The sequence below is a fragment of the Herbaspirillum sp. GW822-FHT03A08 genome (assembly GCF_058801885.1).
Genome location: NZ_JBXANR010000007.1, coordinates 276,950 through 296,062, shown reverse-complemented (window position 1 = coordinate 296,062; position 19,113 = coordinate 276,950). Strand labels below are relative to the sequence as shown.

15 protein-coding genes are annotated in these 19,113 nt (G+C 58.9%); 8 read left to right on the top strand and 7 right to left on the bottom strand.

The window, feature by feature from the left end; translation table 11 throughout:
* Window positions 1-152: 152 nt before the first annotated feature.
* Entirely contained in the window at window positions 153-1,445 is a 1,293-nt protein-coding gene (locus tag AC1RN6_RS22195; protein WP_493007627.1) for a urate hydroxylase PuuD, read from the bottom strand.
* Between the two features lie 509 nt (window positions 1,446-1,954).
* Here AC1RN6_RS22195 and AC1RN6_RS22190 point away from each other — a divergent pair.
* From AC1RN6_RS22190 to AC1RN6_RS22180, 3 genes are all read left to right on the top strand, one after another.
* On the top strand, window positions 1,955-2,890 hold the full coding sequence (locus AC1RN6_RS22190; protein ID WP_094564768.1) for a LysR substrate-binding domain-containing protein: 936 nt from the start codon (window positions 1,955-1,957) through the stop codon (window positions 2,888-2,890).
* 223 nt (window positions 2,891-3,113) lie between these two features.
* The gene (locus AC1RN6_RS22185) at window positions 3,114-4,508 is read left to right on the top strand and encodes a nucleobase:cation symporter-2 family protein (RefSeq protein WP_493007626.1); all 1,395 of its coding nucleotides are present in this window, start codon (window positions 3,114-3,116) and stop codon (window positions 4,506-4,508) included.
* 142 nt (window positions 4,509-4,650) lie between these two features.
* The gene (locus AC1RN6_RS22180; RefSeq protein WP_493007625.1) at window positions 4,651-6,420 is read left to right on the top strand and encodes an allantoate amidohydrolase; all 1,770 of its coding nucleotides are present in this window, start codon (window positions 4,651-4,653) and stop codon (window positions 6,418-6,420) included.
* A gap of 15 nt (window positions 6,421-6,435) precedes the next feature.
* Here the strand turns inward: AC1RN6_RS22180 and AC1RN6_RS22175 are convergent, their stop codons facing one another.
* The gene (locus tag AC1RN6_RS22175; RefSeq protein WP_493007624.1) at window positions 6,436-6,921 is read right to left on the bottom strand and encodes a hypothetical protein; all 486 of its coding nucleotides are present in this window, start codon (window positions 6,919-6,921) and stop codon (window positions 6,436-6,438) included.
* Between the two features lie 24 nt (window positions 6,922-6,945).
* On the opposite strand from AC1RN6_RS22175, the gene AC1RN6_RS22170 reads away from it, so the two are divergent.
* From AC1RN6_RS22170 to AC1RN6_RS22150, 5 genes are all read left to right on the top strand, one after another.
* Window positions 6,946-8,307 carry an 8-oxoguanine deaminase gene (locus AC1RN6_RS22170; protein WP_493007623.1) on the top strand — a complete coding sequence of 454 codons (1,362 nt, stop codon included), beginning with the start codon at window positions 6,946-6,948 and terminating at the stop codon, window positions 8,305-8,307.
* A 204-nt stretch (window positions 8,308-8,511) separates the two neighbouring features.
* Window positions 8,512-10,245 carry a methyl-accepting chemotaxis protein gene (locus tag AC1RN6_RS22165; protein ID WP_493007622.1) on the top strand — a complete coding sequence of 578 codons (1,734 nt, stop codon included), beginning with the start codon at window positions 8,512-8,514 and terminating at the stop codon, window positions 10,243-10,245.
* A 189-nt stretch (window positions 10,246-10,434) separates the two neighbouring features.
* Entirely contained in the window at window positions 10,435-10,929 is a 495-nt protein-coding gene (locus tag AC1RN6_RS22160) for a hypothetical protein (RefSeq protein WP_493007621.1), read from the top strand.
* Window positions 10,930-10,975: 46 nt separating this feature from the next.
* Window positions 10,976-11,374 carry an MmcQ/YjbR family DNA-binding protein gene (locus AC1RN6_RS22155; protein WP_493007620.1) on the top strand — a complete coding sequence of 133 codons (399 nt, stop codon included), beginning with the start codon at window positions 10,976-10,978 and terminating at the stop codon, window positions 11,372-11,374.
* Window positions 11,371-11,781: a hypothetical protein gene (locus AC1RN6_RS22150; protein WP_493007619.1), complete on the top strand. Its 411-nt coding sequence runs from the start codon at window positions 11,371-11,373 to the stop codon at window positions 11,779-11,781. Before AC1RN6_RS22155 ends, AC1RN6_RS22150 begins: the two co-directional genes overlap by 4 nt.
* A 9-nt stretch (window positions 11,782-11,790) precedes the next feature.
* On the opposite strand, the gene pyk is transcribed toward AC1RN6_RS22150, so the two are convergent.
* The 5 genes from pyk to gcl form a co-directional block, all read right to left on the bottom strand.
* Window positions 11,791-13,224, bottom strand: coding sequence for a pyruvate kinase (gene pyk / locus AC1RN6_RS22145; protein ID WP_493007617.1), 1,434 nt, complete (start codon window positions 13,222-13,224; stop codon window positions 11,791-11,793).
* 105 nt (window positions 13,225-13,329) lie between these two features.
* Window positions 13,330-14,592 (bottom strand): glycerate kinase type-2 family protein, encoded by a 1,263-nt coding sequence (locus AC1RN6_RS22140; RefSeq protein ID WP_493007616.1) that lies wholly within the window; start codon window positions 14,590-14,592, stop codon window positions 13,330-13,332.
* A gap of 708 nt (window positions 14,593-15,300) precedes the next feature.
* Complete coding sequence (gene glxR / locus AC1RN6_RS22135; RefSeq protein ID WP_493007615.1) at window positions 15,301-16,188, bottom strand: 2-hydroxy-3-oxopropionate reductase; 888 nt, start codon at window positions 16,186-16,188, stop codon at window positions 15,301-15,303.
* A 47-nt stretch (window positions 16,189-16,235) separates the two neighbouring features.
* Window positions 16,236-17,015, bottom strand: coding sequence for a hydroxypyruvate isomerase (hyi, locus tag AC1RN6_RS22130; protein WP_493007614.1), 780 nt, complete (start codon window positions 17,013-17,015; stop codon window positions 16,236-16,238).
* 320 nt (window positions 17,016-17,335) lie between these two features.
* A complete protein-coding gene (gcl, locus tag AC1RN6_RS22125; RefSeq protein WP_493007613.1) occupies window positions 17,336-19,111 on the bottom strand; it encodes a glyoxylate carboligase in 1,776 nt (591 codons plus the stop codon).
* Between the last annotated feature and the right edge of the window lie 2 nt (window positions 19,112-19,113).

Below are 19,113 nucleotides of genomic sequence, written 5' to 3'. Positions count from 1 at the left end.
TTGGTCGCGCGCGCGACGCTGACGACTTGCTCCGCGTTGAGGTTGAAACCGTCGATGGTGATGGTGGTCATGGGATTTCCTTGTCTTTCTTTGTCAGTCAGGAACGCCTGCACAGAGGCAGGCGCTTCTTCTGTCGATATATGAACGCCGGATTACTTCGCGCCGGCTTCAAACCAGGCGCCGATCAGGGCGCGCTCGTCATCGGTCATATGCGTCATGTTCGCCAGCGGCATGTCCTTGGTCTGAACCGCGCGCTGGTAAACCTTGGCAGCGTGTTGGCGGATCAGCTCAGGCGTCTGCAGCATCATGCCTGCCGGCGCGGTGGCGAAACCGGCTTGCGTCGGTTGCGCCGAGTGGCAGCTCGCACAACGTTGCGTGATCACTTCCTGCACGCGGGCAAAGTCTACGCCGCTTGCCGCAGCCGCGACAGGTACAGTTGCGGAGGTATTTGCCGTTACGCCTGCAGCATCAGCAGAGGCGGCCGATGCAGCCGGAGCAGGTGCCGGAGCGACCTTGGGCAACGGCTTCGGTGCAATTGCAATCGCTACCGCCAGCAACAGCGCGCAACCGGCAATCGGGAAACCGATGGAAACCTTGCCGGCATGGCGCAGGTTGAAGAAGTGACGGATCAGTACGCCGGCAGCCATGATCGCAGCCAGCACCAGCCAGCTGTACGCGTGGGTATAAGTCATCGCGTAGTGGTTGCTGATCATGATGAACAGAATCGGCAGTGTGAAGTAGTTGTTGTGCACGCTGCGTTGCTTGCCCTTTTTGCCGTAGATAGGATCAGGCGACTTGCCTTCCTTCATGGCTTCCACCAGCTTGCGCTGACCGGGGATGATCACCATCAGCACGTTGCCGACCATGATGGTGCCGATCATGGCGCCGACGTGGATGTAAGCAGCACGACCGCTCAGCAGATGCGTCAGCACATATGCCACGGCGACGATGAAAACGAACATCACCAGACCGAGCAAGCCTTCACGTTTGCCCAGCGGAGATTTGCACAGCAGGTCGTAGACGATCCAGCCGGCCAGCAAGGTGCCGAGGCCGACACCGACCGATTGCAGACCGGAGAGATCGGCGACCGACTTGTCGACCATCATGGCCGAGGCGTTGAAATAGTAGACGATGAACAGCATCGCGAAGCCGGTGATCCAGGTGGCGTAGGCTTCCCACTTGAACCAGTGCAGTTCTTCCGGCAATTCGGAAGGCGCGACGAGATATTTCTGCGGGTTGTAGAACCCACCGCCGTGCACGGCCCACAACTCACCGGATACGCCCTTCTTCGCCAGGTCGCTGCCCGGCTTCGGAGGACGGATGGAGTTGTCCAGCCAGACGAAATAAAACGATGCGCCGATCCACGCAATCCCGGTGATCAAGTGCAGCCAGCGCACCAGCAGATTGAGCCACTCCACGCCATACGATACGAACAATGCTTCCATGTCTTCCCCACGTTTGTTCCTCACCTGCCACTGCGGGCACTTCAGATGAGCGAGGCCGGGCCTCAAATCACAAAACGGTCGATCCGGGATGGATGCAAAAACACCTTCCCGGATAAATAAGAGGACTTGCGCAGAACGTCTCCTGCTCCTGCGTAAATCTTCGTTACCTGCTGCCGCGACGACCTCGATGGCAATTGCCATCCATTATTTTTTCAACAATCATTGTTTTCTCGGCCGCCACCTGCGCACAGACGGTGCGACCGGGATGGTGGAACGATAAACGTGTTGGGGTTTTAAAACATTGCCAGCAGCTTATATTTGACATACGCATATTCATATACAACAATGGACGCGTTATGTGGGAATCTCTATATCCCAAAAAATATACTAATCAGAGACCCATAACATCAACAAATCAACCAGTGTGGCCACCCTCCACGGGTAAGAAGGCTGTTCAGCGCGCCCTGCGCAAACGCCCGCCTCGCATTACCAGTTACCCGGAGACAACTATGTCCAGGCTGCCAGACCATCTCGATATTCACCTGATTCGCATCCTCTATCTGTTGCTGTGCGAAAAGAACGTTTCACGCGTAGCGCTGAAACTTAATCAGCCACAACCGTCGATCTCGGCTTCGCTGCGCAAATTGCGCGAGCTGACCGGCGACCCCTTGCTGGTGCGCGGCGCGCGCGGCATGGTACCGACCCAGCATGGCGAAAGCCTGCTGAAGCCGGCCAAGCGCATCCTGGAAGAAACCGAGCGCCTGTTCGTACCCAAGACCGCGTTTGTACCGCAAGAAGAAGCGCGCACCTTCCACATCGCCGCGCCGGATTACATGAACACGCCCTTCTTCACCGAAGTCATCGCCCGCCTGCGCCGCGAATCGCCCAAGAGCCATATCGTCATCCACGCGCTCGGCCCGGAGACCGACTATGTGCGCCTGCTGTCGGACGGCGAACTCGACCTCGTCATCGCCAACTGGGACGAACCGCCGCCGCACCTGCATCTGTCCAAGCTGTTCGACGACCCCATCGTCTGCCTGATGCGCTCCGACTGTGCGTACGCCAAGCGCACCGCCAAGGATGCGATGACGATCGAAGATTATCTGAGCCTGCCGCATGCCGCGCCGTCGCAGATTTTGCCGGGATATCACGGCACCATCGACAGCTTCCTGGAGAAGCAGAACCTGCATCGCAATGTCGTGGTCGAGTCGGCGCATTTCCGCATGCTGCCTTACATGGTGGCGCAGACCGACCTGGTGCTGACAGCCGGCCAGCAGTTCGCCAGCTTCTATGAAAAGACCTTATCGCTGAAAAGCTATAGCGTGCCGATCAAGTTTCCACCGCTGCGCTTTTACCAGTTATGGCATGAACGCGTACATCAGGCGACCGAGCATAAATGGCTGCGCGCGCAGGTGAGCGCCGCCGCCAAGATGCTTGCCAATTAAGGCTTTGCGGCAACATTAAAATCACACTGCTTATATCCACATTCAGAAATCGAGTATTGGCGGGCTTATATATTGGGCTGAACAATTTACTTTAGTATCGGCCCACAAGCCTGTACGAAGGATCTTGCTCAGAATCTGCACCCTTCTGCAAGGACTTGACGAGAGGCCGCAGCAAGCCGCATCCAGCTTGCAACGGCCTCCATATAAAAACTTGGAGACAGCAATGACAACCCAAAGCCATCCGGTAGACGAAAGACTGCCGATACTCAAACTCGCCGCGCTGGGCATGCAGCACGTACTCGTGATGTATGCCGGCGCTATCGCAGTACCGCTCATCGTCGGCGGTGCCCTAAACCTGCCAAAATCTGAAATTGCCTACCTGATCAGCGCCGACCTGTTCTGCTGCGGCCTGGTCACCATTATTCAAAGCCTCGGTATCTGGAAGTTCGGCATCCGCATGCCGGTCATGATGGGCGTCACCTTCGCCGCCGTCGGACCGATGGTCGCCATGGCCAACAATCCATCGCTGAGCATCCTTCACATCTACGGGGCCGTCATCGCGGCAGGGATATTCTGCATCCTGGCGTCGCCCTACATGAGCAAGCTCATGCGCTACTTCCCGCCGGTGGTCACCGGCACCGTGATCACGGTGATCGGAGTATCGCTGATGGGCGTCGGCATCAACTGGGCCGCAGGCGGACAACCCATCATCGGCAAGCTGGTCGACGGCGTCTTCGTCAAGATCCCCAATCCCGACTACGGCTCCCCGCTCAGCCTCGCCGTCGCTGCCGTCGTCCTCGTCTCCATCCTGCTCATCACCAAATACGTCAAAGGCTTCATCGCCAACATCTCGGTGCTGATGGGCATGATTGTCGGTTTCATCATTGCCCTGTCGCTCGGCAAGATCAACTTCGACGGCCTCGGCGCGGCGGAATGGTTTGCGGTGATCAAGCCCTTCCATTACGGCTGGCCGCAGTTCGACGCCGGCTCCATCATCAGCATGTGCCTGGTCATGATCGTCACCATGATCGAATCGACCGGCATGTTCATGGCGCTGGGCGACATCGTCGAGAAAAAGGTCGACGACCAGACGCTGGCGCGCGGTCTGCGCGTGGACGGTCTGGGCACGGTGATCGGCGGGATCTTCAACACCTTCCCCTACACCTCGTTCTCGCAAAACGTCGGCCTGGTCGGCGTCACCGGCATCCGCAGCCGCTACGTCTGCGTGGCCGCGGGCGTGATCCTGGCGGCGTTCGGCCTGTTCCCCAAAATGGCGCACGTCGCGGCGTCGATCCCGCAATTTGTGCTGGGCGGCGCAGGCATCGTGATGTTCGGCATGGTGGCCGCAACCGGGATCAAGATCCTGGCCAAGGTCGACTTCAACACCAACCGCAATAACCTGTTCATCGTCGCCATCAGCATCGGCGTGGGCATGATCCCGATTGTCGCGCCGACTTTCTTTGACAAGATGCCGGGCTTCTTGTCCACTATCTTCCATAGTGGCATATTGCTTGCATCAACCATGGCGGTAGTGCTGAACGTGTTCTTCAACGGGCGCGGCAGCGACGAAGAAGTCGCCAACTATGCGCTGGCGGCTGCCCAGAGCTCGGATCATTGAGGTTTGAAGAGACAGTAGATAATGGCGAGTCCCGCTCGCCCGGCAGTATTCTTGCAGCAAGACAGGACGGCGGGACCGTCCTGTCCAGGTATTCAGTTCAGAACAGCAGCAATCGTAAGCAAACTACGCAACAGGTATCAGGATGACCACACTAGAACAATTGAACAGCAGCGCCGCGCAAGACGTCCCGGCTTTCGTCAAGACCCTGCACGGGATCTACGAGCACTCGCCATGGATTCCGGAACGGGCAGCCAGGCTCGGCCCCTTCGCCAACATCACGGCCCTCAAGCAAGCGCTGCAAGGCGTGGTCACCAGTGCGGAACGCGCAGAACAATTGGGCCTCATCCGCGCCCACCCGGAACTCGCAGGCAAAGCCGCCATCGCCGGCGAACTGACCGCTGAATCGACCGGTGAGCAAGCCAAGGCTGGCCTCAACCTGTGCACGCCGGAAGAATTCGCCACACTGCAAAAACTCAACGGCGACTACAACGCCAAATTCGGCTTCCCCTTCATCCTCGCGGTCAAGGGCGCCACCGGCAAAGGCCTGACGCGCCAGCAGATCATCGCCACCTTCACCCGCCGCCTGCGCAACCAGCCGGAAGACGAACTGCGCGAAGCGCTGCGCCAGATCGGCCGCATTGCAGAAATGCGCATCAACGACCTGCTCGGCTACACGCCGGCCATCGGCGCCACCATCATGGAATGGGCGGAAGAAATCGGCGCCTGGAGTGAAGACGAAGGCGCGCTGACCTGCACCTACATGACCGACGCCCATCGCCGCACCGCCGACCAGATCGCACACTGGATGCGCGAAGCCGGCATGCACGCCCACATCGACGCGGTCGGCAACGTGGTCGGCCGCTACCTCTCGACCGATCCCCAAGCCAAGACATTAATGACCGGCTCGCACTACGACACCGTGCGAAACGGCGGCAAATACGATGGCCGCGAAGGCATCCTGCTGCCGATCGCCATCGTCAAGCACCTGCATGAAAAAGGCGAAACGCTGCCCTTCCATTTTGAAATCATCGCTTTCTCGGAAGAAGAGGGCGTGCGCTTCAAGAGCACGTTCTTAGGCAGCAAGGCGATCATCGGCCAGTTCGACCTCAATCTGCTCAACCTGACCGACCGCGACGGCATCAGCATGCGCGACGTGCTTACCCAGGCCGGCCATGACATCAGCGCGATTCCGAAGATCGCACGCGATCCATCCGACCTGCTCGGCTACGTTGAAGTCCACATTGAACAAGGCCCGGTGCTGCTCAACCGCGACCTGCCGGTGGGCATCGTCACCTCGATTGCCGGCAGCTCGCGCCACCTGGTGCATCTCAAAGGCGTCGCCAGCCACGCCGGCACCACACCGATGAACATGCGCAAAGATGCTGCAGCGACCGCCGCAGAAATCATCCTCTACGTCGAGCAACGCTGCAGCCAGGACCAGCACGCCTCGCTGGTCGGCACCGTCGGCCAGTTGCAAGTGCCCAACGGCTCCACCAACGTCATCCCCGGCGCGTGCACTTTGTCATTGGACATCCGCGCCGCCCGCGACGATGTACGCGACGCAGCGGTCGCTGACGTGATCAATAAAATCGAAGAAATCTGCCAGCGCCGCAGCGTCGACGTCACATTGGAAAAAACCGTCGCAGCCCCAGCGGCGCCATGCGCCAACTGGCTCATGCACCAACTCGCCGCCGCCACCGAACGCGCCGGCGTCAAACCGTTTGAACTAGCCTCCGGCGCAGGCCACGACGCCATGACCATCGCCAAGATGACAGACGTCGCGATGCTGTTCACGCGGTGCGGCAACGGCGGCATCAGCCACAATCCGCTGGAGACCATGACGGCGGATGACGCTGAGGTGTCGGCGCAAATCCTGCTGGATTTCTTGCGGAATTTTAAGGCGAAGGTTTAAGGCTGCAAGGAGATATCAGCGTCGTAACGTCATTGGGTCCCAGCGTTCGCTGGGACGACTGCGCAAATAATTACCGCAGAAGACGACAAGCGCGATGCCGAAGGCGAGCCACCCCAGGCAAAGCGAAGCGAGCCGGTCTGGCAGTTCCGCTTGGAACCAGCCGGTGATGCGATGCGAAAAATGGAAAAAGAGGGGAAATTTGTCTGAGCGCAGCGAGTTTATTTCCCCTCCCATTTTTCGCATCGCATCACCGGGAAGTCCGAAGGACCTGGATCCCGCGGTCGCCTTTCTTTGCTTACTTTCTTTGGCGAGGCAAAGAAAGTGAGTAGCCGCCGGGCTACCCCGGCAAGATAGACCGAAGAACGAACAGTATCTGCGACACAGCAACAAAAGAAACAAAAGAAACAAAGCAGCACCGTACCAATCAACAAAACCAGGCAAAGCGTTAATAGGGTTTAAAAGGGACTCCACTATCACCTGCGCCGCATCAACACCCAACACCAAACAATATCCAGCGAGTCCCAAATGAGCAAAACCCTCTTAATCAAGAACGCCACCGTCGTAGTAACAATGAACGACACAAGAGAAGAAATCAAAAACGGCGCCATCTTCATCCGCAACAACGTCATCGAACAAGTCGGCAACACAGCCGACCTGCCCCAAACCGCCGACGAAATCATCGACGCAACGAACCATGTCGTGCTGCCCGGCCTGATCAACACCCACCACCACATGTACCAAAGCCTCACGCGCGTGATCCCCGCCGCGCAAGACGGCGAACTGTTCAACTGGCTGACCAATCTCTACCCGATCTGGGCCGGCCTGACGCCGGAAATGATCAAGGTCTCCACGCTCACCGCGATGGCAGAACTGATCCTCTCCGGTTGCACCACCAGCAGTGACCATCTCTATATTTATCCGAACAAGACACGCCTCGATGACAGCCTCGAAGCCGCACAGCAAATCGGCATGCGCTTCCACGGCGCGCGCGGCGCGATGAGCGTCGGCCAGTCCAAGGGCGGCCTGCCGCCGGACCGCGTGGTGGAAGATGAAAAAGACATCCTGCGCGACACGCAACGTCTGATCGAGACCTACCACGACCACAGCCGCCACGCCATGCAACGCATCGTGGTCGCGCCCTGTTCCCCGTTCTCGGTCTCGCGCGACCTCATGCGCGAAGCAGCGAACATGGCGCGCAGCTACAAGGTCTCGCTGCATACCCACCTCGCCGAAAACCTCAACGACATCGCCTACAGCCGTGAGAAGTTCAACATGACGCCGGCCGAATACGCCGAAGACTGCGGCTGGGTCGGCCACGACGTCTGGCACGCGCACTGCGTCCAGCTCGACGACCACGGCATCGATCTGTTTGCGCGCACCGGCACCGGCGTGGCGCATTGCCCCTGTTCCAACATGCGCCTGGCGTCCGGCATCGCACCGATCCGCAAGATGATCGATGCCGGCGTAGCGGTCGGGCTCGGCGTCGACGGCAGCGCCTCCAACGACGGCGCTCACATGATGGGTGAAGTGCGCCAGGCCATGCTGCTGCAACGCGTCGGCTTCGGCCCCGATGCGATGACCGCGCGGCAAGCACTGGAAATCGCCACCCTTGGCGGCGCCAAAGTCCTCAACCGCGACGACATCGGCGCACTGAAGCCGGGCATGTCGGCCGATGTGGTGATGTTCAGACTGGACCAGATCGGTTTCGCCGGCGCGCTGCACGACCCGGTTGCGGCGCTGGTGTTCTGCACGCCGCCCAACGTGTCCTACAGCGTGATTAACGGTCGCGTGATTGTGCGTGACGGCCAATGCACAACAATCGATCTCGGAATGACAATTGAGCGCCACAATGCGCTAGCATTTGAACTGGCCGACGCAGCAAACTAACAGTCATCTACAACAAGAAAAAATAGCATTCCGGCCCGTCCGACAAGGACCGCCCGGAATGCTTTGCCGCGCCCCGGCGACACAATTGCACGGTGGAAACGCATCACAAACGAATCGAGCTCTTGGCACAAGAATTGCCTTTTGAGTAACAACGCCAGCAATGACGTTACGTTTTGCAGCCTACTGAACCAGCAAAGGTATCCCATGAAAATCGCCAACATGAAAATCGGCCAACGCCTGACCATCGGCTTCGGCATCGTGATCGTCCTGCTGGTCGCCATCACGGCGCTCAGCAATATCCAATTGGGCCGCCTCAACGACGGCATCAACCTGATCACCAAAGACCGTTATCCCAAAACCGTGCTGGCAAACACCATCCAGATCCAGGTCAACAAGATCGCCATCGACTTGCGCGACATCATGCTGACCAGCGACGCCGACAAGATCAAATATCTCGTCAATGACGCAACGGCTGCCGACAAAAAGATGAACGACAGTCTCGCGCAAATGCAATCGATTGCAAAAACCGATGAAGACAAGCGCTACGTCAAAGATGCCATGACCGCGCGCGACGCCTACATCCCGGTGCGCGACGGCCTCATGAAGCTGGCGCTGGCCGGTCAGATCGATGACGCCAAGGCCTATCTGCCGCAACAGTTCATGCCGCTGCAGATCAAGTACTTCATCGCACTCGACGCCATGTTCGATTATCAGGGCGGTCTGATGGACGCCGCCGGCGACAAGGCCAGCAGCGAATCCGGCAGCGCCCGCATGATCATCAACACGCTCGCCGGCATCACCCTGCTGCTGTCGGCCGCCGTCGCGTGGCTGGTCTCGCGCAGCATCACGCGCCCGCTGACCGAAGCAGTCGACGTCGCCCGCCGCGTCGCCGACGGCGACCTCACCACCAAGGTTGAAGTCAAATCCACCGACGAAACCGGTCAGCTCATGTCAGCGTTGCAGACCATGAACGGCAACCTCTACAACATCGTCAGCCAGGTGCGGCAAGGCACCGACACCATCGCCACCGCCTCCAGCGAAATCGCCACCGGCAACATGGACCTGTCGGCGCGCACCGAACAGCAAGCCGGCTCGCTGGAGGAAACTGCCTCGGCCATGGAAGAACTCACCTCCACCGTCAGGCAAAATGCCGACAACGCCCGCCAGGCCAACCAGCTCGCCGTGTCCGCCTCCAGCGTCGCAGTGGACGGCGGTACCGTGGTCGGCCAGGTAGTCGACACCATGAGCTCGATCAACGACTCGTCCAAGAAGATCGTCGACATCATCGGCGTGATCGACGGCATCGCCTTCCAGACCAACATCCTCGCCTTGAACGCCGCCGTCGAAGCAGCCCGCGCCGGCGAACAAGGCCGCGGCTTCGCAGTCGTCGCCAGCGAAGTACGCAGCCTGGCTCAGCGCAGCGCCGCCGCCGCCAAGGAAATCAAGATCCTCATCGACGACTCTGTCGCCAAGGTCGACACCGGCAGCAAACTGGTCGAACAAGCCGGCACCACCATGACCGAAGTCGTCGCCAGTGTAAAACGGGTAACGGATATCGTCGGCGAAATCAGCGCCGCCAGCCAGGAACAAAGCCAGGGCATCGAAGAAGTCGGCCGCGCCATCACCAACATCGATGAGACCACGCAGCAGAATGCAGCGCTGGTCGAAGAATCTGCAGCGGCTGCGCAGTCCCTGCAAGATCAGGCGGCCAAGCTGATGCAGCTGGTGAGCGTGTTCAAGCTGGATCAGCAGATGGCGAAGAGTGCAGCGACGTCTGGCACATCGGCAGCCATTTCGAAGAAAGCCACCGTCAACATCACGCCGAAAGCGGCGCAGCTGAAACAAGCACCGAAGCCTGTATCGACACCAATGCTGGCATCGTCCACCAAACCCGCGCCAGTTGCGGCCGGCAAGGACGACGACTGGGAACAGTTCTAAAAATTACGCGTAGTACGTAAGCTTCCTTTTTTGAATGGCGCTGGCGACAGCGCCATTTTTCATTTCACCGATTTCATTTATCATTGATAAAAATACAGATCCGGCTAGTGCTCATGGCAATCATGGCAAATCGGCCTCACGCTAAAAATAAGGGGAAAAATCATCAAATCACGCTATGTCGCTGCGGCATTGATTGCCGCCCTCCTGACCGGCTGCACAACCATACCACCCCTGCTTCCTGCAGACTACGCAGGCCCAGTCGCGATCCTGAAGGATTCCGCAAAATCATCCAGCCGGGATAAGAATGCAGACATGTTTTATGCAGAAGCGGTCAACGGCCAGACCATCGAATCGAGCCGCAACAGCACCGATAAGGCCAGTGCAGGCCAAGGCAGAAATCTCAGCGTCAGAAATATTGAACGGAAGATTCCCGCTCAACCGTTGAAAGTCAGCGTCGTAGGCAGAACCATCTACGCAGCGCCGATAGATGTCCTCTTCAGAACCGTGTATGAAGTCAAAGGCGACATTGAATTCACGCCGGAAGCAAATAAGATCTACACGGTGCGAGGTGTTCTAGGCGAAAAATATTCCGCAGTCTGGATAGAGGATGACTCGGACAAAAAAATCGTCGGCAAGAAAATAGAAATCAATGGTTCAGCCAAACTTGGCGTGCTGGACAAGTGACTCATTACTCGTTCCATGCTTCCTCACGAAACCCTCTCGTTCAGGTATGAACACCACCCAACTAAAAAAATTCTGCGAGGCATTGCCGGCGGCAACATCCCGTCTCGCGCTGCCGCCCTCCAATATCCTGGTCTACTCCGTCGGCGAGAAAAACTTCGCCTGGTTCAAAACCAGCGATCCGGAAAAATGGCGCTTCAGCTTCCGTGCCAGTCCCGACCGTTTCCTTGAGCTGACCGGCATGCCCGGCATCAAGCCTGCGCGTTATATGGCGCGCTTTCACTGGGTCACGATTGTGGATGTGCGCAGCATGCCGGAGGATTATCTGAAGGAGTTGGTGCAGTGGTCTTATGAGAAGGCGCTGGGGAGTTTGAGTGGAAAGCAGCAGAAGGCAGTGCTTGGAAACCATCTCGATATCGTCAACAAATTGCACAAGGAAATTAAATGAACTTCATACATCCACGAAGCAAGGTGTTTATTCTTGCCGCATTCTTCAGTGGTCATCTGTTCGCGCAAGATGCCACACCCGCCTTGGACAGAGACCAGCAAGCAGTTCTTGCACGAGCAGCCGACATTGCAACGAATATATATTCAGACATTAAGAAAAATGCACTCACCGCGATTGCTATGAAAAGAAACTGCCTTAAAACCTATCCTGACCTGAAGGGAAAAATTGATGCAATCTTTTCTTCTGACAAAAGTGGATTTGACCAGAAAACGAGAGACGCAATAAAGAAGCTTGAGGCGAGTAAAGATCCCTATGTAAAAGGTCAGATCGATGGCGCCTCAATTGTCACTTACGACAAAGATCTCATGGAGTCAGGTTGTAAAGTCCTTGCTGGAACAGCTCCATAACGACCATATTCAATTACTTGAAGTATCTCCCCACACCTCCGCCAACCTCAACAAATTGGTGCTCCCCGGCTGCCCGAACGGCATGCCGGCGGTGATGGCGATCTGATCGCCTTTCTTTGCAAACCCTTCCTTCAATGCCGTCTGGCATGCGGCGCTGACCATTTCGCTTTCGTTGTGGACCTGGTCGCTGATCGTTGAGTGCACGCCCCAGACCAACGCCAACTTACGCGCGGTCGCGATCTTGGGCGTGATGCTCAGGATCGGCGCCATCGGGCGTTCGCGGGCGGCGCGCAGGCTGGTGTGGCCGGAGCTGGTGTAGGTCACGGTGGCGGTGGCGCCGACGATACGTGTGACGTCGCGCAAGGCCGAGCAGATGGCGTCCGAACTGTTGGCTTGCGGCGTCTCTTGCTGTGCGTCGAGCATGTTGCGGTAGAGCGGGTCGCGTTCGACTTCGCTGATGACGCGGTCCATCATGGCGACGGCTTGCAGCGGGTAAGCGCCGTTGGCGGATTCGGCTGACAGCATGACGGCGTCGGAGCCGTCGTAGATGGCGCTGGCGACGTCGGAAACTTCGGCACGGGTCGGCACGGGACTCGTGATCATGGATTCCAGCATCTGGGTGGCGATGACGATCGGGCGGCCGTGTTGGCGGCAGACGCGCAGGATGCGCTTTTGCGTGCCGGGGACACGCTCCGGCGGCAGCTCGACGCCAAGGTCGCCGCGCGCGACCATGATGGCGTCGGAGGCCTGGACGATTTCGTCGAGGCGGTCGAGAGCGGCTGGCTTTTCCAGCTTGGACAGCACGGCGGCGCGGCCGTTGATCAGGGCGCGCGCTTCGAGCACGTCTTCCGGACGCTGGACGAAAGACAGCGCGATCCAGTCGACGCCGAGTTCCAGTGCGAAGGACAGGTCGCGTTTGTCCTTCTCGGTGAGTGCTGGAATCGGCAGCACGGCGTCGGGTACGTTGACGCCCTTGCGGTCGGACAAGGCGCCGCCGTTGATGACTTTGGTACGGATGCGTTGGCCATCACTATCGAGCACTTGCAGCCGCAGCTTGCCGTCGTCGAGCAGCAGCGACTGGCCGGCGGCGATGACTTCAAACAGTTCGGCATGCGGCAGGCAGACGCGGGTGTTGTCGCCGGGCGTGGTGTCGCTGTCGAGGACGAACTCCTGCCCTGCTTCCAACTGAACCTTGCCGTCGGCGAACTGGCCGACACGCAGCTTGGGGCCTTGCAGGTCAGCGAGGATGGCGATCGGACGGCCAACTTCGCGCTCGACGGCGCGCACGATTTCAAAACGGGCGTGGTGGTCGGCATGGGTGCCGTGGCTGAAGTTGAAGCGGAACACATCGGCGCCAGCTTCGAACAGGGCTTTGATCATTTCTTTGGTGGCGCTGGCTGGGCCGAGTGTGGCTACGATTTTTGCCTGGCGTTGACGTCGCATGGACGGGTCTCCTTGGGTTGTTGGTTTGCGGCGTCATTTGTTTTATTTGATGAAACGCACGACACTGGGTCCCAGCCTTCGCTGGGACGACGGGGATATATTTTTTTAGAGAATAAAAATGGCGCGGAAGTCGTTCACGTTGGTTCTGGTCGGGCCGCTGACGACAAGGTCGCCGAGCGCACTGAAGAAGCCGTAGCCGTCGTTGTTCTCCAGCAGCGCTTTAGGATTGAGGCCGAGTTCTTCGGCGCGCTTCATGGAGTCCGGCTGATAGATCGCACCGGCGTTGTCTTCCGAACCGTCAATGCCGTCCGTATCGCAGGCGATTGCGTGCATGCCGGGTGCGCCGTTGAGGGCATTGGCGAGGCTCAACAAGAATTCCGCATTGCGTCCGCCGCGACCAGTGCCGCGCACGGTGACGGTGGTTTCGCCGCCGGAGATCAGCACGCAGGGTTTCTTGAACGGCTGGTCGTACTGGGCGATCTGTCTGGCGATGGCAGCGTGGGCGAGGCCGATGTCGCGTGCTTCGCCTTCCATGTCGTCGGACAGGATGTAGGGCGTAATGCCTGCTGCGATGGCGGTAGCGGCTGCCGCCTGCAGGGCTTGCTGGGCGGTGGCGATGACGTGGTGTTCATTTGCTTTGAGGCGTTCATCGCCGGGCTTGGGGGTTTCGCCGATGCCGGATTCTAGGTGCGCTTGCACCGATGGCGGAATCTCGATCTTGTATTTGCGCAGCACCGCCAGCGCGTCGGCGCAGGTGGTGGCGTCGGGCAAGGTCGGGCCGCTGGCGATGATGCCGGGGTCGTCGCCGGGAATATCGGAAATCATCAGCGTCACCACACGCGCCGGCGCACAGGCCAGTGCGAGGCGACCGCCTTTGATGGCGGAGAGATGTTTGCGGACGCAGTTCATTTCAAAGATGTTGGCGCCGCTTTTGAGCAGGGATTTGTTGATGCCCTGCTTTTGTTCGAGGGTGATGCCTTCAGCTGGAAGTGCGAGTAGCGCGGAGCCGCCGCCGGAGATCAGGCAGAGGACGAGGTCGTCTTTGCTGAGGCCGTTGACCATCTCGAGCATGCGGGAGGCGGCTTTTCTGCCGGCTTCGTCGGGGACAGGGTGGGAGGCTTCGACGACTTCGATGTGTTGGCAGTCGGCGCCGTGGCCGTACCTGGTTACTACCAAGCCTGATAGCTCGCCGGGCCAGTGCTGCTCTACTGTTTTGGCCATGGCTGCTGCGCCTTTTCCTGCGCCTATTACCAGGGTTCTTCCCTGCTTTGGGGGTTCCGGCAAGAAGGATGGGAGGGATTTTTCTGCGCTTACTGCGGAGACGGCTGCGGTGTAGAGGTCGAGGAGAAATTGGCGAGGCGATTGCATTGTTTTTAATCCTTTTTTCCGACATGCTTGAGTGGCTGCCGATTCTTTTCATTCTTCGGACCACCCTGCCGGGGGTAGCCCGGCGGCTACTCACTTTTCTTGTCTCGCCAAGAAAAGTAAACAAAAGAAGCGACCGCTGGGTCGTAGACCCTTTCGGGGGTTCCCGGCGTCGGCATCGCGCTATCAAACGTTCGTTGTCGCTAATTCGTTCATCGTCCCAGCGGACGCTGGGATCCAGTGGCGTCAGCGCATCACTCAACCTTCTTCACGACGCTGGGTTCCAACTTTCGTTGGAACGACGAACCTAAAGAGACCAGAAAAATTCGAACCACAGCTATACCTAGGGCGATGCGCAGCGAGCCCGCCTCGAAGTCCGCTTGAGAGTAGCCGGGGTCAGCAGATGAAAATCGGATTAAGAAGGGAAAAATGTCTGAGCGTAGCGAGTTGTTTTCCCTTCCCGATTTTCACCTGCTGGCGCCGGGAACCCTCGAAGAGAGCTACGACCCAGTTATGTTGGAGCAGTGCTCCAGCCCTTTCTTTGCTTACTTTCTCTGGCGAAGCAAAGAAAGTAAGTAGCCGCCGGGCTACCCCCGGCACGGTCGTCCGAAGAACGAAAAGAATCAGCTACAGACAGCTGCCCAGTCGGGACAACAAACGCCGCTGGGTCCTGACTTACGTCAGGACGACAAGCCCTTGGCAAGCTGCCAATTAACCCTTGGCAATCTCATGATTCGACATCAACTCAATCGCCCGGCACAACGCCGAGTGATCCAACCCACTCATCCCATTGGCCGCACAAGCATTCATCAACTCCTGCGCAGTAGCCGTATTAGGCAAGCTGACGCCCAGCGCCTTGGCCCCCTGCAAAGCCAGATTCAAATCCTTCTGATGCAGCTCGATACGGAAACCAGGATTGAAGGTGCGCTTGACCATGCGCTCGCCATGCACTTCCAGAATGCGCGACGAAGCAAACCCGCCCATCAGCGCCTGGCGCACACGCGCAGGATCTGCACCGGCCTTGGAAGCAAACAACAGCGCTTCAGCCACTGCCTGAATATTCAGTGCAACGATGATCTGGTTCGCCACCTTGGTGGTCTGACCGTCGCCATTGCCGCCAACCAGCGTGATGTTCTTGCCCATCAGTTCAAACAATGGCTTGACGTCGTTGAACGCGGACTCGTTGCCGCCGACCATGATGGTCAGCGACGCTGCCTTGGCGCCGACTTCACCGCCGGACACCGGTGCGTCCAGGTATTCGCAACCTAGTGCGTTGATCTTTTGCGCAAAGCCCTTGGTGGCGATCGGCGAGATCGAACTCATGTCGACCACGATCTTGCCGGCGGTCAGCCCTTCAGCAACGCCGCCTTTGCTGAACAGCACTGCTTCCACGTGCGGGGTATCCGGCACCATCACGATGATGATGTCGGCGCGCTTGGCGACTTCAGCGCCCGATGTGCAGACGGTGGCGCCGCCTTCGATCAGTGCTGCCGGAGGGTTTTTTTGATCGTGCAGGTAGAGCTTGTGGCCGCCCTTTTGCAGGTTTTCCGCCATGGGCGAACCCATGATGCCCAATCCGATGAATCCGACTTTCGCCATGATGTGCCTCCTCTAAGATAGATAAATGAATTCGCTTTAAACCTGAATCACAGGCCGTGTGCTGCACGCCAGCCGAGACCCTCAACCGTTCCGGCCTTCGGCTTGTATTCGCAGCCGATCCAGCCCTGATAGCCGATCTCGTCCAGGTACTTGAACAGGAAGCGGTAGTTGATCTCGCCCGTCCCCGGCTCAAAGCGGCCCGGGTTATCGGCCAGTTGCACATGGCGGATCAGCGAGAGGTTGGCCTTGATGGTGTTGGCCAGTTCGCCTTCCATCCGCTGCATGTGATAGATGTCGTACTGGATGAACAGGTTGTTGGAGCCGGTAGCGGCGATCAGTTCCGCCGCCTGCTTGGTGGTGTTGAGGAAGAAGCCGGGAATGTCGAAATAGTTGATCGGTTCGATCAGCAAGGCGAGGCCTTCGGCTTGCAGCTTGTCGGCGGCAAATTTCAGATTGGCGACCAGGGTCTCGCGTGCAGCGGCAGCGCTCACGCCTTGCGGCTGGATGCCGACCAGGCAGTTCAGTTGCTTGACGCCGAGTACCTTGGCGTAGCGGATCGCGTCGTCGACACCCTGGCGGAATTCATTGATGCGGTCGGGATGGCAGGCGATGCCGCGCTCACCGGCCTCCCAGTTGCCAGCAGGCAGATTGTGCAGCACCAGTTCCAGTTCGTTCTTGCGCAATTGTTCGACGATCTGTGCCGGTTCGAAAGCGTACGGGAACAAGAATTCCACGGCCTTGAAGTTGGCTTGCGCAGCAGCGCGAAAACGCTCCAGGAACGGCAGCTCGGTGAAGAGCATGGTCAGATTGGCGGCGAGTTTGGTCATGTGTGTGTCCTTGGTGGTCGTGGTGCTTGTTAGTGCAACGTCAAACACACCACTGTCGTCCCAGCGAACGCTGGGACCCAGTGGCTTACTGCAATGGCGACGGCGGTTGTTCGCTCGGTACATGGCAACATGTGCCGGCAAACCGGTTTAGTTTTCCGCTGTCGTTTTCGCTCATTCCCAACGCTGTCGATGTACTGACGACGCTGGGTCCCGGCATTCGCCGGGACGACGGAGAAGTGATGACGCTCCCCCGCCGTTGTCTCCTCTGGCGATCTTCCTTATTGCTGCTTACTACTGCTTATTTCTTACGCTGATAAAACTCAATCCAGCAGGCTGATTGCCGTCGGCGCATGTTCGCGCTTGGTGGCCAGCTCTTCGAATTCGTTGACGGCGTTGATCTCGGTGCCCATCGCGATGTTGGTGACGCGCTCCAGGATGATTTCCACCACCACCGGTACGCGGTACTCGGCCATCCAGCGCTGCGCTACGGCGAAGGCGTCCTGGATTTCGTTCGGGTTGGTGACGCGGATCGCCTTGCAGCCCAGGCCTTCCACCACGGCGACGTGGTCGACGCCGTAGCCGTTGAGCTCAGGCGCATTGATGTTTTCGAACGCCAGCTGCACGCAGTAGTCCATCTCGAAGCCGCGTTGTGCCTGGCGGATCAGGCCGAGATAGGAGTTGTTCACCACCACGTGCAGATATGGCAGGTTGAATTGCGCGCCGACAGCGAGTTCTTCGATCATGAACTGGAAGTCGTAGTCACCCGAGATCGCCACGACCTTGCGTTGCGGATCGGCGGCGCACACGCCCAGCGCGGCAGGAATGGTCCAGCCCAACGGGCCGGCTTGGCCGCAGTTGATCCAGTGACGATCCTTGTAGACGTGCAGGAATTGTGCGGCGGCGATCTGCGACAGACCGATGGTGCTGACGTAGCAGGTGTCGCGGCCGAAGGCGCGGTTCATCTCTTCATAGACGCGTTGCGGCTTGATCGGCACTTCTTCGAAGTGAGTACGGCGATGCATGGTGCGCTTGCGCTCCTGGCATTCGGCCAGCCAGGCGGAACGGTTCGGCAGCTTGCCGGCGGCTTTCAGTTCCTTGGCGACTTCGATGAACAGCTTCAATGCCGCCTTGGCGTCGGAGACGATGCCGTAGTCCGGGCCGAACACGCGGCCGATCTGTGTCGGTTCGATATCCACGTGGACGAACTTGCGGTCCTTGGTGAACACTTCGATGGAACCGGTGTGGCGGTTGGCCCAGCGGTTGCCGATGCCGAGCACGAAGTCGGACGCCAGCATGGTGGCGTTGCCGTAGCGGTGGCTGGTCTGCAGTCCGACCATGCCGGCCATTTGCGGGTGGTCGTCAGGGATTGCGCCCCACGCCATCAGGGTCGGGATGACAGGCACGCCGGTCAATTCGGCAAATTCCACCGCCAGCTCAGCGGCATCGGCATTGATCACGCCGCCGCCGATGGTCAGCAGCGGACGCTCGGACTGGTTGAGCATGGACAGCGCTTTTTCGATCTGGGCGCGAGTCGCCGAGGGGCGATAGACCGGCAGCGGCTCGTAGGTGTCGGGATCGAATTCGATCTCGGCCATTTGCACGTCGAACGGCAGGTCGATCAGCACCGGACCTGGACGGCCCGAACGCATCAGGTGGAAAGCCTGCTGGAACACGCGCGGCACCAGCGCCGGTTCGCGCACGGTGACGGCCCACTTGGTGACCGGCTTGGCGATCGATTCGATATCGACGGCCTGAAAGTCTTCTTTATACAAACGTGCACGCGGCGCCTGGCCGGTGATGCACAGGATGGGGATCGAGTCGGCTTGTGCGGAGTACAGGCCGGTAATCATGTCGGTGCCGGCAGGACCGGAAGTGCCGATGCAGATACCGATGTTGCCGGCCCTGGCGCGGGTGTAGCCTTCGGCCATGTGCGAGGCGCCTTCGACGTGGCGCGCCAGAATGTGCTGGATGCCGCCATGGCGTTTGAGCGCCGAGTAAAATGGATTGATCGCCGCGCCGGGCACGCCGAAGGCTTGCAGGCAGCCCTCTTTTTCCAGCACATATACCGCTGCGTCTACTGCCTTCATCTTTGCCATGT